The sequence below is a fragment of the Mediterraneibacter torques genome (genome assembly GCF_044591705.1).
Lineage (GTDB): Bacteria > Bacillota > Clostridia > Lachnospirales > Lachnospiraceae > Mediterraneibacter > Mediterraneibacter torques.
Genome location: NZ_CP172594.1, coordinates 2,573,839 through 2,598,876, shown reverse-complemented (window position 1 = coordinate 2,598,876; position 25,038 = coordinate 2,573,839). Strand labels below are relative to the sequence as shown.

Sequence of the window (25,038 nt, the reverse complement as noted above, 5' to 3'; positions counted from 1 at the left end):
TAAAAGCAGCAAGTTTGAAAGCGGCAAGTTTAAAAGCGGCAAGCTTGAAAGCAGTAAGCTTAAAAGTATTTTCCCACCTGTACTGCAGGACTTATTCATGCACATGAAAGGAGAGCCTATGGCAGGAAAAGAAAACAGAGAAATTAAAAACAGTGTCTTTGTAGATCTGTTCTATGAGGACGAATCAGCAGAAGCGAACGAGATCGCACTTTTTAACGCAATTCATGATGAGCCGTTGCCGGAAGGAACGAAGATTCGCAGATTCCGTGTAGACAATACGATCTATATGAATTTTCAAAATGATATTTCTTTTGACGCAGGAGGAAAAGTGATCGTATTCGGCGAGCATCAGTCTACGATCAACGAAAACATGCCCCTTCGGAGTCTGCTGTACATCGGGCGTGCATATGAAAGACTCGTGCCACCGAGAAGCCGATATAAAAAGAAAATCGTTCCCCTTCCGACACCGGAATTTTACACATTCTATAACGGAAAAGAAAAGTGGGAAAAGGAAAAAGAACTGCGCCTGTCAGATGCCTATATCGTAAAAGACGGTGAGCCGAGTCTGGAATTAAAAGTAAAGGTCATCAATATCCGGCCGGAAGAGCATCATGAAATCTTAGAAAAGTGTCAGGTACTGAAAGAATACAGCCAGTTCATGGAAATCGTGCAGAACTATCAGATCTCCGGGGAGGAAGAGCCTTATAAAAAAGCGATAAAAGAGTGCATTGAAAAAGGGATTCTTGCTGATTATTTAATGCGAAAAGGAAGCGAGGTTGTCAATATGTTATTAGACGAATATGACTATGAGACAGATATCGAAGTGCAGAGAGAAGAGGCAAGAGAGCAGGGGAGAGAAGAAGGTAGAAAGCAAGGACGAGAAGAAGGTAGAAAAGCAGAAAGAAGCACTCTTATTCAGAAAAAACTTGAAAAAGGAAAAACGATTTCTCAAATCGCAGATGAGCTTGAAGATACGGAAGAAAATATTGCTTGTCTGATTGAACAGTTCCATCTTCGTATAAATTGATCATAGGTAAATCTATAGAACAGGGGAGAAAATGCATTTTCTCCCCTGTTTGATAATTTTATAAAAACGCAATCCAAGAATGCGTTGAAAAAGGATTTTTTGCAACTGAAAGAAAATCGACAGAAGCTTTATATATGTTGAAAATTGACGAAAATAGTGGATATAAGGGGTGAGAAAAGTAAAAAAGTACAAATGGGTAATGATTTATATAAATACATTTATTGAAAATTATTATATAATAAAGTACTTAGTGGTAAATGCAAACATTTTGTACAATTTACCCGTAGAAAAGGAGGAGAAGGAAAAAGATGAAATGGACTAAGAAAATGAAAGGAGCAGGAAAGAAAGCTGCTGTAACTGTTACGGCGCTTGGCATGGTGCTTACAGCATTTCCGCCGATACCGGCGAAAGCTGCGGAAGAGTTTGCCGGGCAGTTGACAAGCGTCGAGTCAGTGGAAAAAGGCAGCAAGGACAATATCGTTGTTGTGAAATTCAATGGTGGCGTTACAGCGCAGCTTACGTTTCTTGAGGATGGGATCTTCAGATATAACGTAGATCCGAGTGGCGAGTTCTCGAAATATGCGACTCCCAAATCGCAAGCTCATGTCGGAAGGATTCAGCAGTATTCAGACGACTCTTCTAACTATTCACATCCAAAGGCTGATATTTCGGATAAAGATGGAAAAATTACGATTAAAAGTGGATCGGTTTCTGTCGAATTCGATAAAGCTACGGCGAAGATGAAAGTTTTAAGTGGCGATAAGGTCGTGATGGAAGAAAAAGAAGCATTGTCCATCTCGAATTCGGCAACAGTGCAGACTCTTAAGAAGAACAATGGAGAGAACTTCTATGGCGGAGGTACGCAGAATGGAAGATTCGTACATACAGGCGAGACGATAAATATTGCTAATGAAAGTAACTGGACAGATGGCGGAGTTGCATCTCCAAATCCATTTTACTACACGACAAGTGGATATGGTGTTTTGAGAAACACATTTGCAGACGGTAAATATGACTTTGGAAAGAGTGAAGGAGATACTGTAACAGCGACTCATAAAGAAAAAGAGTTTGACGCTTATTATTTTGTTTCTGATGGAAAAGACAGCAGTGAAAAAACACAGGAACTTTTGAGTGAGTATTATCATGTAACAGGTAATCCGGTTCTCCTTCCCGAATATGCGTTTTATGAAGGTCACTTGAACGCATACAACCGTGATTCATGGTCAGATACAGAAGGTGGGAAGGGTTGGACAATCAAAGGAAATGAACCTTACACAAGTGCAGGAACGACAAAGTATGAGAGCGGAATGTCTACGGGATATAAACCGAAAGATGGAATGAACATTGAGTCTTTGAACGGCACGAAACCAACAGTAGGCATCGAAAACTATCCAAAAGTAGAAGCTCCTTATAAGTATTCGGCAAGACAGGTGATTGACGATTATTTTACATATGATATGCCAATTGGATATTTTCTCCCAAATGACGGATATGGTGCGGGATACGGTCAGAACGGATATGGCAAGACAGGCGGCGTTGATAATGAAGGAAAAAGCTCTCAGGAACGATTGGCGGCAGTAGCGGCAAACGTACAGAATCTTGCAGACTTTACAAAATATGCAAATGAAAAAGGGGTAGCAACAGGACTTTGGACACAGAGTTATCTGACACCGGATTCTAATCCGAAGACAGAATGGCAGCTTCTTCGTGATTTTAAAAACGAAGTTAAAGTCGGTGGTGTTTCTACATTGAAGACAGATGTTGCATGGGTTGGACATGGATATTCCATGCAGCTTGACGGTGTGAAGACAGCTTACGATATTGCTACAACAGAAGGTAAGGTACGTCCGAACATTATCTCTCTTGACGGATGGGCAGGATCGCAGCGTTACTGTGGTATTTGGACAGGAGACCAGTACGGCGGTGAATGGGAATACATCCGTTTTCACATTCCTACATATATCGGAACTTCTCTTAGCGGTAACCCAAACATAGGAAGTGATATGGATGGTATCTTCGGTGGAAATCAGTTGATTGCTACAAGAGATTATCAGTGGAAATCATTTACACCACTTATGCTTAACATGGACGGTTGGGGAACTTATGCGAAGATGCCATATACGTTTGGAGATCCATATACAGGAATCAACCGTATGTATTTGAAAACAAAAGCACAGCTTCTTCCGTATATTTATACTGGGGCAGCTTCGGCGGCAAACATTGATACAGGCAATGGAGATACAGGACTGCCGCTTATAAGAGCAATGTTCCTTGAATATCCGGACGACAGTTATGCAAGCAGTAAAGAAATGCAGTATCAGTACATGCTTGGATCGAATCTTCTTGTAGCTCCGATTTATAAGAGCACTGCTGCAGATGATAAGGGAAATGATGTAAGAAATAATATTTATCTTCCGGATTCAAAAGAAGTGTGGATTGACTATTTCACAGGTCAGCAGTATCAGGGAGGACAGGTTCTCAACAACTTTGCAGCTCCACTTTGGAAACTTCCTGTATTTGTGAAAAACGGTGCTATTATTCCAATGTGGGAAGAAAATAATACACCGGAGCAGATTAAGAAAGAAAACCGTATCGTCGAATTTTGGCCGGATGGAAAAACATCTTACACGATGTTTGAAGATGACGGAAAATTTGTGGAAAATGATCTGAAAGAAGATGGCGATTATGGAAAAATTACGAAAACTTCTTACGGCGCTCATGTATCTACCAAGTATACATCTGAGGTAAAAGATGGAACAGCAACGCTTACTGCTGAAAAATCAACAGGAAACTACACTGGATACAAGAAAGACAAAAATACAACATTTGTTGTAAATGTATCCAAAGAACCTACAAAAGTTACAGCGAAAAACGGAAGTGATTCATTGACTCTCGATAAAGTGCAGAGCAAAGCAGACTTTGATAAAAAATCGGCTGAAGCAGGTAAAGCAGTCTACTTCTATGATGAATCTCCAGCAATCGAGACATATGCATCGGAAAAAGAAACAGAGATTGCGAACCTTGTAAAAGATGTGAAGAGAACACCGAAACTGTATGTGAAATTTGCACAGGCAGATGCGAAGAGTGTTGCTCAGACATTAGTACTTGAAGGATTTGAAAATGACGGAAAACTTCCGCAGGATAAACTGAATAAGAACCTTACAGTTCCTACTCTGACAGAAAATGAGGAAGCAAAGACACCGACAAGCATCACTCTTGCATGGAATAAAGTAGCTGATGCGACAACTTACGAGCTTCTTGTTGACGGAGTTGTATTCTCTGTAGGAGATGTGGAGACATATACACATACAGATCTCGGATATCACTCAGAGCATAAGTATAAAGTTCGTTCTAGAAATGCAGAAGGATATTCTGAATGGAGCGAAGAGAAGACGTTCCAGTCAGCAGAAGATCCGTGGAAAGATACACCGGCTCCGCAGACAATCACATGGACAGGCGGTCTGTACGGAAATCACAGTGCTGATTTGGCATTTGACAGAACGTTCCAGAAATCTGATGGTGGTTTCCATTCAGATGGAAATGCAATCGGACAGACTCTTACTGTAGATTACGGAAAAGCATATGAAATTGATAAGATTGAGTATTATCCGCGTGATGATGCAGGCAATGGAACTGTTGAGGAAATGAAATTAGAGACAAGTCTCGATGGTGTACATTGGTCAGAGGCAAAAACATACAAATGGGCAGTAAATAAAGATATGAAGTTGATGGATAAGCTGGATTGCGGAGCGCGCTATATCCGGTTTACACCACTTAAAGCGCTCGGTAATTTCTTCTCGGCAAGTGAGATTAAAGTATATAAGAAAGAAAACACAGGGGCGTTTGCTGTCGGAAGTACCAATAAGGCTGAGGCGGTTACGGATGCTGATTATACAAATATGAAAAATTATCTTGGTGTATGTGAAAAAGATAAGTTGTTTGCAGATCAGATCAAGAGCCGTTACGGCGATATTAACATGAACAATATCTATGATGTTTATGATTACGCATTCACAATGTTCCAGTTAGATGGCGGAACGAAGAAGACGGATAGTGTTTCGGGAGAAGCTATGCTTCTTGCAAGCAGCGACAGCGTGAAGAAAGGCGAGACGTTTACAATCGACGTTTACGCGCAGAATGTAGCAGGACTTAATGCATTCGGACAGGTAATTAATTATGATAATAGCAAAGTGCAATATGTTTCTTGTGAAGTATCACCTCTTCTTGCTCAGATGGAAAATCTGACGGCTAATAAAGAGTATGATGACAGAGCATATGTAAACCTTGCATTTGCAAACCGTGGAGACAAAGAACTTTATGCCGGAAGTGACGTGCTTGCTACAATCACAATGAAAGCAAAAGAGAACATCTCTACAACAGATGCGAAAGTGATCGATCTTTCTAAAGTAACTTTGATCGGACCGAACTACAGCACGATCGAGTCAGAGGTAGATACAGAAGTTGAGATCCCGGATGTTCCGGCAACAGAGAAGAAGTTTGGACAGGCAGACTTCGATATCACAATGACAAATGAGAAACTCACAGAAGATAACACAGATGATCCGAATGTAAATAAATTGATCCAACAGAATAATTACAACGGACTGTTTGATGGAACATTTGGGCGTGATTTTGAGTTTAAGTGGGATATTTCATCCAACCATGTAAACGGAAAACTTCCGGACTATATCATCCTTCCGACAACAATGCATCTTGCATTGAAGAATCCGGAAGCACTTAATAAAGTAGTCGTATCTAATGCAAATGAAGGAAACGGTTACTTGAATAAAGTATCTGCAAAACTGATCTATACAGATGATACATCATCAGACGAGATCAAGTTTGAAACAAAACAGGAGAAATATACATTTGAATTTGCAGGAGACAAGGCGGTAAAAGAAGTTCAGATTACATTCTTAGATGCAAAATCAACAAGTGATGTGAAGAACATGCTCACACTTGCAGAACTTGAACTGTCAAATCTGTCTAACACACCGGTTACAGGAATCACAGCAGATCCGAACAATGCAAAAGAGATGTATGTCGGAACACTGGCAGACATTAATGCAACAGTTCAGCCGGACAATGCAACAAACAAATTCTTCACAGTAGAAAGTTCTAATGAGGACGTTGTGAAGATCATTACGCTGGCAGATGAAAATGGCTATCCGATCTACAAAGCGAGAGCGATGAAAGAAGGAAAGAGTACGATCACTCTGACAGCCGCAGGAAACAAAGAAGTAAAAGCAACATACGATATCAATGTTAAAGCCGGCGTTGATATTTCAGGATTAAATGAAGCGCTTGCTAAAGCTCGTACATATCAGTCATCTGCTTACACAGAAGAAAGTTATGGACAGCTTACAGCAGCAGTAAATGCAGCTACAGAATTACTTAAGGGCGAATATACGAAGAATCAGGTACTTGAAGCGCAGATGGCAATTTACGAGGCAATCGACGGACTTACATTCCGTCCACTTGATGAGACAAAACTGCTTGATGCAAAAGCAGAAGGATTCACAGTGACGGCAACAAGTGAATGTGATCCTGATAAACTTGAGGATGGACTTGCAACAAACGTACTTGACGGAAAAGAAGATAATTACTGGCATACAGAGTACAACAAAGATGTATTGCCGCAGAGCCTCAATTTTGATCTCGGCGGACTTTACAACTTGACAGACATTACATTCCTTGCACGTCAGGGAGTAACGAACGGCGATATCCTGAAAGCGCAGATCTTTGTAGGAAGCGACAAAGAAGATATGAAATCCGTCGGAACATATGAGTTCGATGAAGAAGGCAATGTTCTTGTAAACAGAGATCAGTATCAGCAGATTGCTTTTGATGCGAAAGATGTAAGATATGTAGAGTTCAAAGTTCTTGAAGCAGGAGCACAGGATAAATTCGCAAGTATGGCAGAGATCCGTTTCTATGGAGAGAAAACGACAGCAGCTCTGAAAGCTCTCTATGACAGCTATGTGGCAGAAAACTTGAATAAAGCAGACTACACAGCAGAATCATGGGCAGTATACGAAGCGAAGATGAATGAAGCGAAAGCTCTCATCGAAGCAAAAGATACAACAAACGCAGCAGCAGGAGAAGCTTTGACAGCATTGCAGACAGCACATGACAGACTTGTGAAACTTAATCCAGATCCGCAGCCGGGCGATGTAGATAAGAGTGGACTGACGACTCTTTATAATCAGTACAAAGACACCAAAGCAGACGGATATACAGCAGAAAGCTGGACAGCATTCAATGAAGCTCTTATGAAAGCACAGAGTGTTCTTGCAAATCCGAATGCAACACAGGATGAAGTAAATGCAGCAAAAGAAGCATTGCAGACAGCTTATGACGGTCTTGTAAAAGACACAACTCCTGATCCGAACCCGAACCCGAATCCGGATGGAAACGGCGGTAGTGGCGGAAACAGCGGAAGCAATGGAAACAGTGGAAACAGTGGAAATAGCGGAAGCAATGGAAGCAACGGAAACGGCGGCAATGCAGCTGTTGTTACAGGTGACAGCGCAAACATCGCAGGATATTTGATGGCGCTTGTGGCAGCGGGCGGAATCGCTGTAGTAACATTCTTTAGAAGAAAAAGAGTGAAATAAAAATATCTGATTCGTAAGATGAAGATTATATGAAACAAAAAAGGCGGTGCGCGTAAGGCACCGTCTTTTTTGTGCGACGAGTTAAAATTCGGGATTGCAGGAGAAGAGATCTTTCCAAACAGGAAGATCGGATTTATGAGAGATGGAGTTTCAAATCTGAAATTCCATCTCTTTTCCGGTTTTGGGATGACGAAATGTTAGCTTGTAAGCGCAGAGATGAAGTTGTCCTGCCTGAAATCGTTTTGTCGAAGATTGTACGGAATTCATATGATCGGTGATTTTTTTGCCATATTTCCGATCGCCTATAAGGGGGTGTCCGAAATGTGCCATTTGCACACGAATCTGATGATGTCTGCCTGTGTCAAGATGGATTTCTACTAAGGCAGAAGATTCATTTTGCAATGGCGGCTGCCTGTGGTTTCGGGACGTGTGTTTTGGCGTGTCAGTCGATTTGGAATCGGTAAATTTTTCGTTTCCGGGCGCGCCGTATGTTTCTATTGTTCTGTAGTGAAGTCTGGCAAGTTTTGCTCCCGGAGTCGTTTTCGTACAGACTGCGGAACTGTTTGTACGGGCATCTTTGACGAGATAGTTTTCAAGAGAGCCTTCCTGCGGTTCGGGAATGCCTGATATTACTGCAAGATAATATTTCCCAAATTCTTGGGAAGTGAGCTGGCGGTTTAGTTCCTTTGCGGCGGCAGGTGTTTTTGCAAAGACGAGAATCCCTTCTACAGGCTGGTCGAGGCGATGAATGATCGCAAGATACGGTTCGCCTGATTTTGCCCGGTGAAATTTACGTGAAGAAAAAAGATGGTTTTTGAGCAGGCTTTCCATGTCGGAAGTTCCGATATGACTGCTCTGAGTCGGCGTTCCTGCGGGTTTATGGCAGACGATGATCTGCTCGTCTTCGTATATAATAAGCGGGGATGCATTTTTTATCATTTGTCTTATTTTCGCTCCTTCGTATTATTGACTTTTCAATGTGTTACGGCTAAACTGATTATCATATAAAAGAATTTTCAGGTCAACCCTTTAAGGAGGAAATTCATGATAAATAATGAGTGGGAAAGATCGTTGGATGAATTGAATCGGACGATTCAGGACGCTATCGATCATCAAAATTACGGACGGTTAAATCAGAATGTGACGGATACGATCGGACGTGCGATGGAAGGACTCTCCAGAGGACTAAGAAACGGAATCCGTTACGGAAGCGATGCGATGAATGCCGCTGCGGATAATTTTGCACAGAGGCAGAGACAAGCGGGAAACACACCGCCGTTTCATAATCAGGGAACAGGATCAGCAGGTGGTTTCACGCAGAATCAGGGAGCGGGCTCAGCAGGCGGATTCACGCAGAATCAGAGGACAGGCTCAGCGGGCGGATTCACGCAGAATCAGAGGACAGGCGCAACTGGCGGTTTTACGCAGAATCAGAGGACAGGCGCAACTGGCGGATTCACGCAGAATCAGAGGACAGGCTCAGCAGGCGGATTTACACAGAATCAGAGGACAGGCGCAGCGGGCGGATTTACACATAATCAGGGAGCGGGCTCAGCAGGCGGCTTCGCGCAGGATCAAAGAACGGGAACAGCGGGGAATTCCGTGCACAGAGGCGGAATCCTTTATCTGAAGGGAACGGCAATAAAGGTCGGCGGTATCTTCCTCGCGATTACGGGATACCTTGGGATGATCGTTACTCTGATCATCGGTCTGATGCTTCTGTTGGGAAGTTCGGTAACAGGCTGGCAGATGGAGATAAATGTCATGGCGGCTTTGATGGGCGGTTTTTCTGTTGCGTTTGCAGTGATGGGAATTATCGGAACATCGAATGCGTGTACGGTGAGCCGTTTTGGAAAATATGTGAAAATGATCGGAAACAGGGAATATTGTGACGTAAAAGAATTTGCACAGCAGAGCGGACGTTCTGTGAAAGCAGTTGTGAAAGATTTGAAAAAGATGATTAAAAAAGGCTGGTTTCGGCAAGGTCATCTTGATGAGCAGGAAACATGTCTTATGACGAGCAACGAAGCTTATCGCCAATACACGGCGCTTATGGAAAGAACGCGTCGGGAAAAACAGGAAAAAGAAGAGCGGGCAGCGAAGGAACAGGAAGAGTTTTCCAGACTTTCTCCGGAAGTCCAGAAGATCATCGAAGCAGGCGACGAATATGTGAGGGCGATCAAAGCGGCGAATGACGCAATACCCGGAGAAGAAATTTCGGAGAAAATCGCCCGTATGGAAATGCTTGTAGACAGGATATTTGACCGGGTCGAGCAGAAACCCGATACGGTCAGTGATATCCGAAAATTAATGGATTATTATCTTCCGATGACGATGAAACTGCTGCAGGCGTATGAAGATTTGGATGCACAGCCTGTACAGGGAGAAAATATTATTTCTTCCAAAATAGAGATCGAAAAGACGATTGACACTCTTAATGTGGCGTTTGAAAAGTTGTTGGACGATCTTTTTCAGGATACGGCGTGGGACGTGTCGTCGGATATATCGGTTCTGAATACGATGCTGGCACAGGAAGGACTTACGGAAGACGAGATCAGAAAGTAAAAGCGCGCAGCGAGTGGAGAAGATAAGATAGAAAAGATGTTCGCAGCGAGTAAAGAAGATAAAATAGAAGCTCGGGGAATGATGAGTGAAGATAAGTAAGATAGGGCTGAAGAAAGAAATGGAAAAGGAGATTAAAGAAATGGGAACAGAATTTAAGGACTTAGACACCACTCCGACATTGACGTTAGATCCGTTTCAGGCGGCGGATAAAAAGGAAACTCCGGCCGTGCAGCAGGTAGAAGAACCGGTGCTGGACGACAGCGTTTTGACAGAAGAAGAGCGTCAGACGGTCGAGGCATTTGCAAAGCAGATCGACTTGACGAATTCATCGCTGATCCTTCAGTACGGAGCGGGAACGCAGAAGAAGATGGCGGATTTCTCCGAATCGGCGTTGGATAATGTGAAATCTCAAGATCTCGGCGAGGTGGGGGCTCTCCTTACCGGCGTTGTGACGCAGTTGAAAAGTTTTGATGAAGATGAAGAAGAAAAAGGCTTTTTCGGCATTTTTAAGAAAGCGTCGAACAAAATTGATTCTATGAAAGCAAAATACGCAAAAGCCGAGACGAATGTAAATGAGATTATCAAGGCGCTGGAGAAGCATCAGGTACAGCTTATGAAGGATACAGCGCTTCTTGATAAGATGTACGAACTGAATCTGACATATTTTAAGGAATTGTCGATGTATATTCTTGCGGGAAAGAAGAAACTTGCGGAAGTGAAAAGAACACAGCTTGCGGATCTGATGAGCAGGGCGCAGGCATCAGGACTGCCGGAAGATGCGCAGGCGGCGAAAGATTTGGATGAGATGTGCATTCGGTTTGAGAAGAAGATCCATGATCTTGAACTGACAAGAATGATTTCTATTCAGACTGCGCCTCAGATTCGGCTCGTTCAGAATAATGATACAATGATGGTTGAAAAGATCCAGTCTACAATCGTAAATACGATTCCTCTTTGGAAGAGTCAGATGGTTCTTGCGCTTGGGGTAGAACATTCGACGCAGGCAGCGGAAGCGCAGCGGCGTGTTACGGATGTGACGAATGAGCTTTTGAAGAAAAATGCAGAGAAACTGAAGATCGCAACGATGGAAACGGCTCGGCAGTCCGAGCGGGGAATCGTGGATATGGATACGCTCAAAGCAACGAACGAGTCTCTGATCTCTACGCTTGATGAAGTAATGGCAATCCAGCGTGAAGGCAGGGAAAAACGTCAGGCTGCGGAGGCGGAACTTCGCAATATGGAGCAGGAATTAAAAGGAAAGCTTTTGCAGCTTCACGGATAATGTTTGGGATAAGGTCTTAGATGCACGTTTAGGATGGTATTTTCGGAATGAATACTTGGAACGGCGGTTTCGGTTGACATTCTGCCGGATTTTGGGTAAAATCACAGATGCAAACAGGCGAGGAAAGAGAATAGTATATGTGTGGAATGCATCAGAGAGAAGGCGGTTGGTGAAAGCCTTTGCAGGAACACATTGAACCGGCTCCGGAGCTCTGTATGAAAATACAGCGTATATCTGCGTTAAAGATAAAAGAGAGAACAACGGCAGGCAGGACGTCTGCGGTGTTAATAAGGGTGGTACCGCCGAGATGCTCGGTCCCTTGTGGGGAAGAGCGTCCCGGCGTTTTTATATAGGCGCATATAGGAAATGAGACGCTTTTCCGGCAGAGAAGTTTTGGCGCTATCCGGGAATCTGCCGCGTTACCGGAGACTTTTACGATCCGGGAGAAACGGGCAAAACGGAAGAAACGGTCGAAACGGTCGATTCGGACGGATATGGCTAAACTGCTGCGCTATGGAAGCGATGGAAGAAAAGTCGGAACAAAAGATAAAAAGTTCCGAAAATGATTTGGGAAATGAGGTAAGAAAATGGCGAAAGAAAAGAAACTTGTACAGTCGATCACATCGAGAGACGAAGATTTTGCACAGTGGTATACAGATGTTGTGCGGGAAGCAAAATTATGTGATTATTCAGGCGTAAAGGGATGTCTGAACTATCTTCCGAACGGATATGCAATATGGGAAAATATTCAGTCGGATCTTGACAAACGTTTTAAAGACACAGGTGTGGAAAACGTATATCTTCCGGTTTTGATCCCGGAAAGCCTTTTGCAGAAAGAAAAAGACCACATCGAAGGGTTCGCGCCTGAAGTAGCGTGGGTAACACACGGCGGAGCGGAGCCGCTTCAGGAGAGATTCTGTATCCGTCCGACATCTGAGACATTGTTCTGTGACGTGTGGAGCAAGACGGTTCAGTCTTACAGAGACCTTCCGAAAGTATGGAATCAGTGGTGCTCGGTTCTTCGTTGGGAGAAAACGACAAGACCGTTCCTTCGTTCAAGGGAATTCCTCTGGCAGGAAGGTCATACGATTCATGCGACATATGAAGAAGCGGAAGAACGTACAAAATTAATGTGGAAAGTATATAAAGACTTTGTAGAAGAAGATCTTGCGATTCCGGTTGTTGCCGGAAGAAAAACAGAAAGTGAAAAATTTGCGGGAGCGCAGGACACTTATACGATTGAAGCGCTGATGCACGACGGTCAGGCTTTACAGTCGGCGACAAGCCATTTCTTCGGAAATTCTTTCCCGGATGCATTTGACATTAAGTATGCAGATAAAAATAATGAACTGCACAGTGTGTACGAGACATCATGGGGATTATCCACCCGAATCATCGGTGCGATCATCATGGTTCACGGCGATGACAGCGGTCTTGTACTTCCGCCGAGAATCGCTCCGGTACAGACAAGAGTTATTCCGATCGCGCAGCATAAAGAAGGTGTTCTCGATAAGGCAAATGAACTTCTTGACGCTCTTAATAAAGCCGGATATCGCGCGAAGATCGATGATTCCGAAAAGAGTCCGGGATGGAAATTCAGTGAGCAGGAGATGCTCGGAATCCCGACTCGTATCGAGATCGGACCAAAAGATATCGAAAACGGTCAGGTTGTTGTTGTGCGCAGAGATACAAGAGAGAAGATCGTTGTGGCAATCGATGAGATTACAACGAAACTCGGTGAAATCCTTGAGACGATCCAGGCAGACCTTTATGCGAAAGCAAAAGCGTTCCTTGATGACCACATCAGTTCTGCGGTGACTATGGATGAGATGAAAGATGCGGTTTCCGAAAAGAAAGGTTTCGTAAAGGCAATGTGGTGTGGAGACGAAGCTTGTGAGGATGAGATTAAAGCACAGACAGGCGGAGTGACATCACGATGCATTCCTATGGAAGAAGAACATCTGTCTGATGTATGCGTCTGCTGTGGAAAACCTGCGAAACATATGGTTTACTGGGGAAGAGCATACTAAAATACATTATTTGTAAATGGGCAGTTTAAAACAGGAGTGGATTTCTTCGCTTTTGGAAGAAATACGTTCTGTTTTACAGCGCTGCTTCTCGATAAATAATATAGAAGAAATAAGATAGTGTTGTACAAAAAGGCTATAATCGTTTTGGAAAATGAACGACTATAGCCTTTTTTGAAATCCTAAATATGCAAAATGACGAAAATGGGGGGGTGATAATGACAATTTTGTTTAAATGTGATAAGGTTATAAGGTCTATGAAAAATAAAATTGTGAAAAAAGGGGAAAGGAAAAGTATGAAAAAGAGAAAGTATCTGGCATTGTTATTAGCTGCCGGAATGATCGCACAGACAGCTCTTTCGACCGGCGGAGTTGTGCAGGTTCAGGCTGCCGAAGACACATACGTTAAAACAGATGAGCTGACAGACAACGATACGGCGGCGCCGAAGAAGGATAGTGTTATACCGTCAAAGAATCAGTATGAGTATCAGAAACAGGAACTGGCGGCTTTTTGTCATTTTGGAATGAATACATATACCGGAAGCGAGTGGGGGAACGGAAAAGAAAATCCGAATCAGTTTCAGCTGACAAATGATTTTGATGAAGAAACTTATGTAAAAGCGATTCATGACGCAGGGTTTAAGAAACTGATCATTACGGCAAAGCATCATGACGGTTTCTGCATATGGCCAAGTGAAATGACGACACATGATACCGAAACGGCAGGTTATGAAGGCGACGTTTTAGAAGAACTTTCCAGAGCGTGTACAAAATATAATATTGACATGGGACTGTATCTTTCCCCGTGGGATGTAAATAGTGAATATTATGGTTACAAAGATAAGGATGGAAAAAAACTTGTCGGAGCTGACGGACAGCCGTTGAATGGAAAAACATGGGATCAGGTAAAACAAGAAGACGCTCTTGATTATAACGAATACTATGATAATCAGTTGAAAGAGATTCTTGGAAATGATAAGTACGGAAACAACGGTCATTTTAAAGAAGTTTGGATGGACGGCGCAAAAGATACGAACGACAAGAGCAATGCGCAGGATTATGATTTCCAGAGATGGTTTAAGACAATTCAGCAATACGAGGGAAAAGCAAGCGGAAAGTACGAGGATGATTGCCTTCTTTTCGGCGCGGAATCTTATACAACTGTAAGATGGATCGGAAATGAGAGAGGATATGCGGCTGAAGAAACGTGGGCAAAGTCAACAATCGACAGAGAGAATAATACGATCAATAGTAACAGTAGAGACGGATATACGAAAGGATTTCCGAATGGAAATCAGTGGACTGTGCCGGAGGCGGATACAAAGATTACGTCAGGCTGGTTCTGGGGAGAAAGCAAGAAAACGCCTCTTTCGATGGAGCAGCTTGCAGGTATTTATTTCGGATCGGTTGGACACAACGCTACATTGTTACTGAATGTTCCCCCGAATAAACAAGGAACGGTAGATGCGGATATTCTTGCTCGTGTGGCAGAGTTCGGAAAAGCAGTTCAAAATACGTTTGATAAGAACTTGGCTGAAAAAGCGTCTGTTTCTGCGACAGAAGTAAGAGGAAACTCAAAGAAATATTCACCGGAGAATCTGCTCGACGGAAATGATGAGACTTATTGGACAGTAGGAGACGGTACGACAAGCGGAAAAGTATTGATCGATTTGGGAGAATCCAAAAAGTTCGATGTTGTGTCGATAGAAGAGGCAATCCAGTTTGGACAGCGTATCGGATCTTTCAAAGTAGAATATAAAAACGGTAATGGAGAATGGAAGACGTTTGACCAGGGAACAACGATCGGAGCAAAACGTCTCTGTCGTAAAAAAGCTGTAAAAGCGGATAAGCTTCGTATTACAGTTACTGCTCATAACCAGGCGGAAAATAAAGTTCCGATATTAAGCGAGATTGGCGTATATGAGGCTGCGGAAGGATTTGAACTTGGAACGGGTATCCCGTCAGGTCTGCAGACGAAAGATGACCGTGGATTTACGCTTAGCAGCGGATGGCATCAGGAAACGAACGATCAGATGATAGAAGGAACGGGTATCTGGATCAACGGAAACGGAAATGGGGCGAATGCGCCATATGCGGAGACGAAGTTTAAAGGTACGAAGGCATGGGTTATCGGTACGATCGATCAAAAACACGGTCCGGCAGATGTATATATTGACGGGAAGAAAGTTGCATCGATTAATACATATTCTGCAACAAGAAAGTTGGGACAGATTTTATATGAAACGAATACGTTAGAAGACAAAGAGCATACTCTTAAGATTGTAAATACAGGGTCTAATACTCAGGCTGTAGGATTAGATGCAGTTGCGTATCTTGATAACGGTGGAAAGGGAATGGTAGAACTTGAAAAAGATGCCTATCGAGTGAATGAAGATACAAAATACCCAATTAAGCTGAAACGCGTCGGAGGTACGAACGGTGAATTGACAGTGCAGTTTGAGGTTGCTCCGGGAAGCGCATATCAGAAGCATTTTGATGCTGATGGAAATATGACAGTAACATTTAAGGATGGACAGGAAGAGGCAGAAGCATTTGTCACAACGAAGCGTGTGAAGGAAAAAGAAGGTGACGTTTATTTTTCTGCTTATTTAAGCGCTCCGACAGAAGATGTTCTTCTGGGATTCATTACAAAAGCAAAGATTACGATTGCAGATACAGAATCTTATGACAAGCAGGAACTTCTTGACAAGATCAAAGAAACAGAGAAAGCGGGATATCAGGAATCACTTTATACAACAGCAAGTTATAAAAATTATGTAGATGCATTAAAAGCAGCCAAAGAAGCGGCAAAGAAAGCAAACTTGACTCAGGAAGAAGCTGCAAAAGCATGTGCGGCTCTTGATGCGGCAATCGCAAGTTTGACAAAACGAAGTACATTCAGTGAAACAGACAGACTGCAGTTCCCTAAAGTAAAAGGACGTAGTACGACTGTAGAAGCGGAATATTTTGTATTAGATTCGTCTAAAGCTGAAAAAGGTAAAGAGGTTCGCATTCAGCCGGATACAGGTGCAAGTAATGGGGCAAAAGTAGGATGGTTTGAAAAAGGTAATGTGATAAAAGCGCCATTCCATGCTGAAAAAGAAGGAAAATATACAGTAACTGTGACATACCAAAGTGGAAGAGATTCTGGCAATCCGAATAAAATTAACTGGGGTGGAACGAATGTAGACAGCGGTTCGGTCAATGTAGTAGGAAAGAATACACAGAATCCTGTTTTTGAAGAGAAGTCATTTGACATTAATGTGACAAAAGCAGGTGATGGTGAGTTAGTGCTTACTGCAGATGCAAGTTCGTCTCCTAATATTGACAAGTTTGTTATCACAGCGAAAGAAGTTTCTGCTGCAACATATAAGATTACGGCGACAGCAGGAGAGCATGGTAAGATTGAAGGCGTTACAGGTACGGAAGTGACAGTAGAAGAAGGCGCGAGCCATACGTTCAAGTTTGTACCGGATGAAAATTATGCGGTAAAAGATGTTATCGTAGACGGCAACTCGATTGGCGCGGTAGATTCTTATACATTTGATGATGTGACGGCAAATGGCCATACGATTGAAGTACAGTTTGAAAAGGCAGTTTATGCAGAAGATAACCGATTTGTATTCCCAACGGATGGTAATACAAAAACAGCTGAGGCAGAGAGATTTGAGATTCATGATGTAAAAGATCCGACAGATGGTGAATGGCATTGCGGAGTAACTGCGAAAGACTGGGCAAGTGGCGGAAAGATTGTAAATGCGATGAATAAAGGGGATACGATTACCCTTTACTATGATGCACCGCAGACAGGCGAATATACAGTGACGGTATATTATAGAAGCGGAAATCCGCAGAATGGTCTTACATGGGCTGAAAAAGATGGAAAAATCAAATCAGGAAATGTGACAGCAGGAGCAGGAGATAGTGCAGCGGCAACACATACGACAGAGTTTACACTGAATGTAGAGACGGCAGGTCCGGGATGTCTTGTATTCACAGCACCGGATGCGAAAGCTCCGCAGTTGGATAAATTCGATATCAAGAGTCCGGGAACACCGGTTCCTCCGATTTCTGCAGTAGAGCTTGAAGCGGCAGTTGAGGCTGCTAAGGGATTAGATCTGAATGATTACAAAGATGACGATGCCAAAACTGCATTTACTGCAAAACTGGCAGAGGCGGAAAAACTTCTTGCAGACATTGCCGGCGGAAGCTTTGCGGGAACACAGGACGAGGTGAATCAGATGGCAAAAGAGCTGAAAGCTGCACAGGATGCTTTGAATGAAAAAGAGCAGACTCCTCAGGTGAATAAAGATACGCTTAAGGAGGCAATCGGCAAGGCGGAAGCGCTTGATCTGACACAGTATAAAGAAGAAGGTAAGGCAGAGTTTAATGCGGCTCTTCAAAATGCAAAGGCTGTTCTTGAAAAAGCAGATGCAGATCAGGATGAAATCGATCAGGCAACGCTTGCATTGAATACGGCAATCCAGAATCTGAAACCGGTCGACGGCGGAAGCGGCGATGGAAACGGTGAAGGAAACGGAAATGGAAGCACAGGCGGAAACGGAAACGGCAGTGGAAGCACAGGCGGAAGCGGAAACGGTAGTGGAAACGCAGGCGGAAATGGAAGTACAGGAGGCAGCGGCACAGGAAATTCGGCAGTGCAGACAGGCGACAGCTCAAACCTGTTTGTATATGCGGGAACATTACTCCTTGCAGCGGCAGCGTTCGTATTCGGATTCAGAAGAAGAAATCAGGAAAAATAATTCTGATGCCGAAGGCATTCGGACAGTCTGAATAAAGAGATAACAGAGACGGGAAAGTTATGGATTATCTGAGAAGATATGATATTGACAGTGCAACAGCACGAAAAGATATAAGAAGTTTTACAGAAACCCTTGAAAAAAATGGTATTTTGGAACGGTGAATGATGGAAAAAGAAAAAGATATCGGATTGCAGATGCGGAAATTGAAATTGCATTTACAGAAAATTATACAGAAATAATATGCCGGGATTATGAAGTGAAGGCAGAGGGCAAACCAGATTTTGTAATTGAAGTTACAGACGAGGAAGTTGAAAGAGAAAAAAAGAAAAGTGAACCGGGGGCATCAAAAGGAATTATTGAGTCATTGGCAATTTACAGAAAATTGTGTGAAAAAATACTGGACAGAAATTGTGTCCTGTTTCATTGCTCTGCTGTTGCTGTGGATGGAAAAGCATACTTGTTTACGGCTGCAAGCGGAACAGGAAAATCCACGCATACAAGGATGTGGAGACAGCATTTCGGCGGCAGGGCAGTGATGGTTAATGACGATAAACCGATTCTTCGGATAAAAGATGATGGAATTTATGTATGTGGAACTCCGTGGTGCGGGAAGCATGGATTGCAGACAAACGTGGAAGTGCCGGTGCAGGGGATCTGTATTTTGAGAAGAGGAGAAGAAAATATGATCAGAAAAATTTCTGCAATAGATGGATATCCGGATCTGTATAAGCAGACTTACCGTCCCGGTGAAAAGGACAAGATGTTAAAGACACTTTCGATGATTAAACAGATGGCAGAAAGACTTCCGCTATATGAGATGCATTGTACGATATCGGAGGAGGCAGCAGTTATGGCATGGGAGAGGATGAAGCCATAAGAACGACCTGTAATGAAATAAAATGATGTCGGGGTCAAAAGCCCCCGACTTTGATGCCTACGGATTGCTCCGTGCTACGCACTCCCACAATCCTACCCAATATTCGCATATCGTGGGATTATCATCCCACTTTTATGCTCATAGCAGGGCGGGTTCTAAGGTCTTTCACCCACCTATGAGCAAGCTCATGTGGGCTTAGACCTTTTGACCCTGGCATCTCAATATTTTGATAAGCATGAAAAAGTTTTGAGAAAAGAGACCAGCTATGAAAAGTCAACCATAAATTAGCAAAAAATTTCTTTTTCATATCGGTGGTAAAAAAGGGTAACTTTAATAGAGCTCCCTTAGGGTGCTTTTTCAAAATCTATCGATATAGGTATACAGATCTCTTACTCGAGGTTAAATTCTACTTCGTCAGTGAGCATCTTCCAGATGACTCTGACAAGCTTGCCGGCACAGTGCCCAAGTGCATTGTAGTGAGACCGGCCTTCAGCCCTCTTGGCATCATAATAAGCCTTGAAGGTTGCGTTGTTCCTGACAACGTTCCAAGCTGCATTTACAAGAGCATATCGTAAAACACGAGAGCCACGTTTGGACATCCTTGTTGTCTTAGCCTGAAAGTTACCAGACTGATAAACAGAAGGATCCAGGCCTGCAAAAGCAAGCAGCTTGTTTGGATTGGAGAAACGGTGAATATCGCCTATTTCACCAAGGATCATTCCACCATTGATATAACCGATACCAGGAATGGTCATGATGACAGAATCGTTAAATTTCATGATATCCGTCATCTCAGCTTCAATCTTTTCTAATTGGCTATCCAGTAACTCGATTTGTTGAATGGTTTGAGTTATCTGAATAGATATAGCGCTGTCGTTGGCACCGACAGACTTCTGTGCGAGAATTCTTAATTCTTTGGCCTGCTCTTTAGTAAAATGTCCGTGCGAGTTCACTTTGAGCAGATTTGCCAGATGAGTCATATGCATGGAAGCAATCTCTTTTGGAGAAGGTGCTTCTTTTAAAAGAGCATAGACAGCATTCTGATGCAGACCGGATTTGAAAAAGTATTGAATCTCCGGGAATACTTGATCAACATAGGTTGTCAGTTGGATTTTCAATCGGGTGCGTTGCTTAATGGTTTTCTGCCGAAAGCGCCCCAAGGCCTTAAGATCCATCATATCGAGATCAAAGAAGGTAATAAATCTTAGGTCATCCTGCATCATAAGAGTTTTAGCAATAACAAATGTGTCGACCTTATCTGTCTTTGTTTTACGAACATTGTTCTTACGCATCTGACAGGTTTTGATGGGGTTCAACACACACACTTGGTAGAACTCAGCAACAAGGTATCGAACAAGGTTGTCACCGTAGTGTGCCGTCGACTCAAGACCGATGATGATGCTGTTCTTATCGAATGATTCGAGCTTAGAGACCAGCAGTTGGAAGCCATCAGCGTCGTTTGTGAATTTGAACGGCTCAATGAGTATTTCACCGTCCGAAGAAATCGCAGCGGCGAAATGGTTGAGTTTGGCAATATCAATGCCTACAAAAATTTTCATGAGGTTGTACCTCCCTTTCATAAAGTCTGATACCATGATGTCCACCATCGATTATCATCGTAGACTTGATAGAAATAAGTACTCTGAGTGAAAAACACTCCGGCAACATCCAGCTAATAAACAATTCAGATAAAGGTAGCGGCAATACACTCCAGTCGAGTAGTCAAGGCTACAGGGAAAAATCAAAAGTCCATAGTATCTGAATTGTATTGAACCACGATATTAAAAGAAAGGAAACGTGTGATAATTAACTTCCTAATTATCATACAAGGGAGAAAAATGAAGAACAGAAAAAAAGTATTATCATTTCTGCTGGCAGGTGTTCTTACTTTGGGGTGCTTTCCGGTGACAGCCGGAGCAACGAATAACTCAAAGGACGGAACAAAGCCGGCAGATGGAACAACAGTGGAGCAGCCGTTCCCGAAAACGTTGTTTTTGGAGGAACATAATTCATCCAAAGGATTTACAAGATTCCGTATTCCTGCCTTGGTAACTGCAGGTAATGGAGCATTAATTGCAGCAACAGACATCCGATGGGATATTTGCGGAGACGGAGCAGGATTGGATACGGCAGTATCAAGATCCACAGATAATGGAGCAACCTGGTCTTATACGGTAGCTAATTATCTGGGAGATAACGGAAACCGGTTTAATCGTGATTCAACAGCATTTATTGATCCTGCATTGCTTGCTGACGGAGATACAATCTACCTCGCATGTGATTTGTTGCCGGCAGGTCTGGCAGTTGCAAATGCAGCAAGATATCCGGCGAAGGCAGGAAGTACAGGTTATGATACAAATGGAAATCTGCTTCTTGCACTCAGTACAACCAGTGTAAATGGTCTTTCCAGTTCAACAGCACGTGCTGCTGCAAGTTATGATTATCATCTGGAAAAAAAAGCCGATGCGACATCTGAGTCCTGTTATGAGATCAAGAATAACAGTACCAGTGAAGTTGTAGACGGAGACTATACGATCGATGATCATTTTAACATTAAGAGTGCAGACGGAGCAGTAGATACAAACCTGTTCTGTGGAGATACACCGTACTTCCAGTTTCCAACGGATTTTCTTTATATTACAAAATCAACGGACAACGGAGCCACATGGTCAGCACCGCAGCTTGTAGATGCCAAGAATGAATCCGAGCAGGTATTTCTGATCGGACCGGGACGAGGAATTACAACTTCTACGGGAAGACTGATCTTCCCGTGCTATCAGTATACAAGTGGAGTTCAGAGGACATCTACAATCTATTCTGATGATGATGGAACAACCTGGCATCGCGGAGCTACTGTATCAGGCAACAGCTCTGAAGCAGTTATTACAGAAGCAGATGGAAGATTGTATCTGTTTGTGCGTATGTCCAATGCCTATTATATATCTGAGGATGATGGGCTTACATGGTCAGAACCAAAAGAGACAGGTTTTAAGTATAATAACAATTGCCAGTTAAGTGCCATTACATATTCAAAGAAAGTAAACGGAAAGACTGCAATTCTTTTTGCAGGTCCATCTGATACATCAGCACGTAATTCAGGACGTATCTGGGTTGGTCTGGTACAGGATGACGGAAGCCTTCAGTGGCAGGATAATCCGTATGTAGTCAATGATGGTACGCATTATGCATACTCCTGTATTACAGAGACATCAGATGCACAGATCGGTCTTTTGTATGAAGATGAAGATGAGCAGCTTGAGTTTGATAAAATTGCAATTGATGATATCGTAAATGGTGCAGCGACCAGTGGCGTATGGGTTGAAAATGATAACGGTGCTGTAGTTAATTCTTCTGTGATCAATACAGATGCAACGGCTTCTTATGTTGTAAGATGCCTTGATGCAGATGCTGACATTACGGTTTCTTCATCTAACAGAGCAGTGTTGGATGCAACTTATGCAGATGGAAGACTGACATTGACATCCAAGGGGAATGTAACCGGTCTGAAACAGGTGAAAGTAACTGTTAAAGCAGGTGAAGAATCTTTTATTATGAATGTGACGATTACAGATGCAGAAAAGTACAAAGTGGTCAGCCTTGAAAAAGATGAGACCAGGACATTGACAGTAAAAGACGGAAACTATGCAGATGCCGATACATCTTCTGTTGATACAGCAGTAGCGGGAGTTACCGTAACAGGTAAGGATGTACAGGATACATATGAAAAGACGGTGGCACAGATTGCCACAGCGATGGCAACGTTTGATGGTGCAACTGTAGATCTGAGCAAATGTATGTATACATTAGAATCAGGAAGTGACAGCTACACTTATAAAGTAAAAGCTACGGCTGCAAATGGAAACGGGATTTACCTTGGACCAAAGGCATCTTCTACTGCCGGTATCCCGAATGTAACAACAGCAGCCAATATTACCTTTGAAAAAAATCCTTCTGATGCGACATTCAGTATTATGGATAATTCATCAGGCGGCGGTGGAAAGTATTTGTATTTCCACAGTACCGATGCGACAAAACTTCATTTCGACAGACAGAATGTGGCAGATGATAACTGCTGGTTTGAGTTATATACACCGTCCACATCAGCGGAAGATTATGACTTGATCAATGGATTTAAGAAAATAACAAGTGAAAAAGAACTGAAAGCCGGAGTCAGCGTGCTGATTGTGACAAAAGCAGATGCACAGGGTAACAGATATATCCTGCTTTCTACTACAGGAAGCCAGAAGTATAATCATGTGGCAAAACTGGTAAAGCAGACAGCAGCGGCTACAGAGGGAGCAGCGTATCCGGGAACAAGTACCGCAGTATTTGGGGATACGAATGTAAGGGGACTTTCAGAGTGTCAGTATACATTCAAGAAGATCAGCAATGGAGTTTATGCAATTTCAGGACATACAGCAGATGGAGCAACCACATTTGTAACAATGGGAACAGTAGGAATCCCGAACAAAACAGCAAAAGCCAATATTACAGTTGCTGATGTTACAAATTCTAATGGCAAGGTATCTCTGTATGACGGATCAGCTTCACGTTACCTGTATTTCTGGAGGGATGCATCCAAACTTCATTATGACAGACAGAGAACACTTGATACAACAGCATGTGCATTTGAACTGTTTAAAAAGTCCGCAACAGCTTCAGCCGATTCACCGATCAAGGGATATGAGAAGATCACCGGAGCATCAGCGATTGAAGATGGAGGACAGTATCTGATCGCGGCAGAGGTTGACGGAACATACTATGTGATGAACCCGACACTGGATCATTCAAACTTCAGACATGTTGCCAAGGTTACAAATACGATTTACCGGAATCCTGCCGCAGAAGCCAGCACAACGATCAATTTTACAGGAGTTGCGGCAGGAACAACATCCGTACAGATCGGTGACGTAGTTTACTATGTGATCGTAACCGATGACGCAGTTGAGTGTACACATTCTACAACAGTTGTTCTTGATGCAAAAGAAGCAACCTGTACAGAAAAAGGATCTACAGGCGAAGTAGTTTGCGTGGATTGTGGAACAGTTGTACAGGAAGCACAGGAAATCGCAGCAAAAGGACATACTTTTGGTGAGTGGGTAACAGTCAAAGAACCTACGACAACTGAAGAAGGATCGAAAGAAAGAACCTGCTCTGTATGCCAGACAAAAGAGACAGAGACCATCGCAAAACTTCCGGATAAAGAAGACCCGGATCAGCCGGCAACACCGTCAGCACCGGAAAATGTAGCGAGCAGTGAAGTGACAAAAGATTCCATTAAGATCACCTGGGATGCACCGGCATCAACAGAAGGAATCGCAGGATATAAGATCTATGTCAACGGAGCCGTATATGCAACCGATATTTCCAAAGAAGCAGTAGGATATACACTTTCCGGTCTGAAGGCAGGAGAGACTTATCAGATCCAGGTTGTTGCAGTCGGAACAGACGAGAATGCAACAGAGTATGCGGCAGCAGCACTCAGCGTAACAACGAAGTCTGAAAATAAAGACGACAATAATGGCGGTAATAACAATAACGGCGGTAATAACTATAACGGCGGAAATGACAACAATGGTAATAATGGAAATGCCGGAAATAACAAGCCGTCAGATAACAAAAACACTACAACCGACAAGAATCAAAATAGTACAGTAAATAAAGCAGCTAAGACAGGAGATATGACAAACGTTGTATTCCCTGCAGCAGTGATGCTGCTTGCAGGTGCAGTAGTGGCAGGAGTCCTTTTCAGAAGAAAATGGATGAAATAAGAGTCTGATTTGTTAAAAGAAATACAGAAGAAAAAGAATAGAAAGCGGAAGCAGATGCATTCTTAAGATTCTCTAAACCACCTGAAATCCCTTGACAAATCAGCACATG

10 protein-coding genes and 1 other annotated feature are annotated in these 25,038 nt (G+C 43.0%); of the genes, 8 read left to right on the top strand and 2 right to left on the bottom strand.

The genetic code is table 11. The annotated features are described in order from the left end of the window. The first annotated feature begins 97 nt into the window (after positions 1-97). Together ACH9UM_RS12110 and ACH9UM_RS12105 are read left to right on the top strand one after the other, a co-directional pair. The gene (locus ACH9UM_RS12110; RefSeq protein WP_370768556.1) at positions 98-1,027 is read left to right on the top strand and encodes a hypothetical protein; all 930 of its coding nucleotides are present in this window, start codon (positions 98-100) and stop codon (positions 1,025-1,027) included. A gap of 308 nt (positions 1,028-1,335) precedes the next feature. After that, complete coding sequence (locus ACH9UM_RS12105) at positions 1,336-7,644, top strand: discoidin domain-containing protein (RefSeq protein ID WP_400091460.1); 6,309 nt, start codon at positions 1,336-1,338, stop codon at positions 7,642-7,644. A 150-nt stretch (positions 7,645-7,794) separates the two neighbouring features. Here the strand turns inward: ACH9UM_RS12105 and ACH9UM_RS12100 are convergent, their stop codons facing one another. Then, a complete protein-coding gene (locus ACH9UM_RS12100) occupies positions 7,795-8,583 on the bottom strand; it encodes an RluA family pseudouridine synthase (RefSeq protein ID WP_022003274.1) in 789 nt (262 codons plus the stop codon). 105 nt (positions 8,584-8,688) lie between these two features. Between ACH9UM_RS12100 and ACH9UM_RS12095 the strand changes: the two genes are divergently transcribed. The 5 genes from ACH9UM_RS12095 to ACH9UM_RS12075 all read left to right on the top strand — a co-directional run bounded on the left by ACH9UM_RS12095 (position 8,689) and on the right by ACH9UM_RS12075 (position 19,158). Then, positions 8,689-10,209 (top strand): 5-bromo-4-chloroindolyl phosphate hydrolysis family protein, encoded by a 1,521-nt coding sequence (locus tag ACH9UM_RS12095; protein WP_055159357.1) that lies wholly within the window; start codon positions 8,689-8,691, stop codon positions 10,207-10,209. 139 nt (positions 10,210-10,348) lie between these two features. Continuing rightward, positions 10,349-11,491 carry a toxic anion resistance protein gene (locus ACH9UM_RS12090; RefSeq protein WP_400092451.1) on the top strand — a complete coding sequence of 381 codons (1,143 nt, stop codon included), beginning with the start codon at positions 10,349-10,351 and terminating at the stop codon, positions 11,489-11,491. A gap of 111 nt (positions 11,492-11,602) precedes the next feature. Further along, positions 11,603-11,814, top strand: a binding site (T-box leader). A 264-nt stretch (positions 11,815-12,078) separates the two neighbouring features. Beyond that, positions 12,079-13,521: a proline--tRNA ligase gene (gene proS / locus ACH9UM_RS12085; RefSeq protein ID WP_118188831.1), complete on the top strand. Its 1,443-nt coding sequence runs from the start codon at positions 12,079-12,081 to the stop codon at positions 13,519-13,521. Between the two features lie 293 nt (positions 13,522-13,814). After that, entirely contained in the window at positions 13,815-18,281 is a 4,467-nt protein-coding gene (locus tag ACH9UM_RS12080; protein ID WP_238102377.1) for an alpha-L-fucosidase, read from the top strand. 157 nt (positions 18,282-18,438) lie between these two features. Next, a complete protein-coding gene (locus tag ACH9UM_RS12075) occupies positions 18,439-19,158 on the top strand; it encodes a hypothetical protein (RefSeq protein WP_009243760.1) in 720 nt (239 codons plus the stop codon). Positions 19,159-19,547: 389 nt separating this feature from the next. Here ACH9UM_RS12075 and ACH9UM_RS12070 read toward each other — a convergent pair whose 3' ends face one another. Next, the gene (locus ACH9UM_RS12070) at positions 19,548-20,717 is read right to left on the bottom strand and encodes an IS110 family transposase (protein WP_009243756.1); all 1,170 of its coding nucleotides are present in this window, start codon (positions 20,715-20,717) and stop codon (positions 19,548-19,550) included. Positions 20,718-20,996: 279 nt separating this feature from the next. On the opposite strand from ACH9UM_RS12070, the gene ACH9UM_RS12065 reads away from it, so the two are divergent. Further along, entirely contained in the window at positions 20,997-24,929 is a 3,933-nt protein-coding gene (locus tag ACH9UM_RS12065) for an exo-alpha-sialidase (RefSeq protein ID WP_009243139.1), read from the top strand. Positions 24,930-25,038 lie beyond the last annotated feature (109 nt).

Excerpts from the sequence above, each read along its gene's own strand:
- ACH9UM_RS12100 (WP_022003274.1), bottom strand. The coding sequence starts at position 8,583 with ATGATAAAAAATGCATCCCCGCTTATTATATACGAAGACGAGCAGATC.
- ACH9UM_RS12065 (WP_009243139.1), top strand. The coding sequence starts at position 20,997 with ATGAAGAACAGAAAAAAAGTATTATCATTTCTGCTGGCAGGTGTTCTT.
- ACH9UM_RS12070 (WP_009243756.1), bottom strand. The coding sequence starts at position 20,717 with ATGAAAATTTTTGTAGGCATTGATATTGCCAAACTCAACCATTTCGCC.
- ACH9UM_RS12110 (WP_370768556.1), top strand. The coding sequence starts at position 98 with ATGCACATGAAAGGAGAGCCTATGGCAGGAAAAGAAAACAGAGAAATT.
- ACH9UM_RS12080 (WP_238102377.1), top strand. The coding sequence starts at position 13,815 with ATGAAAAAGAGAAAGTATCTGGCATTGTTATTAGCTGCCGGAATGATC.
- proS (WP_118188831.1), top strand. The coding sequence starts at position 12,079 with ATGGCGAAAGAAAAGAAACTTGTACAGTCGATCACATCGAGAGACGAA.
- ACH9UM_RS12095 (WP_055159357.1), top strand. The coding sequence starts at position 8,689 with ATGATAAATAATGAGTGGGAAAGATCGTTGGATGAATTGAATCGGACG.
- ACH9UM_RS12090 (WP_400092451.1), top strand. The coding sequence starts at position 10,349 with ATGGGAACAGAATTTAAGGACTTAGACACCACTCCGACATTGACGTTA.
- ACH9UM_RS12105 (WP_400091460.1), top strand. The coding sequence starts at position 1,336 with ATGAAATGGACTAAGAAAATGAAAGGAGCAGGAAAGAAAGCTGCTGTA.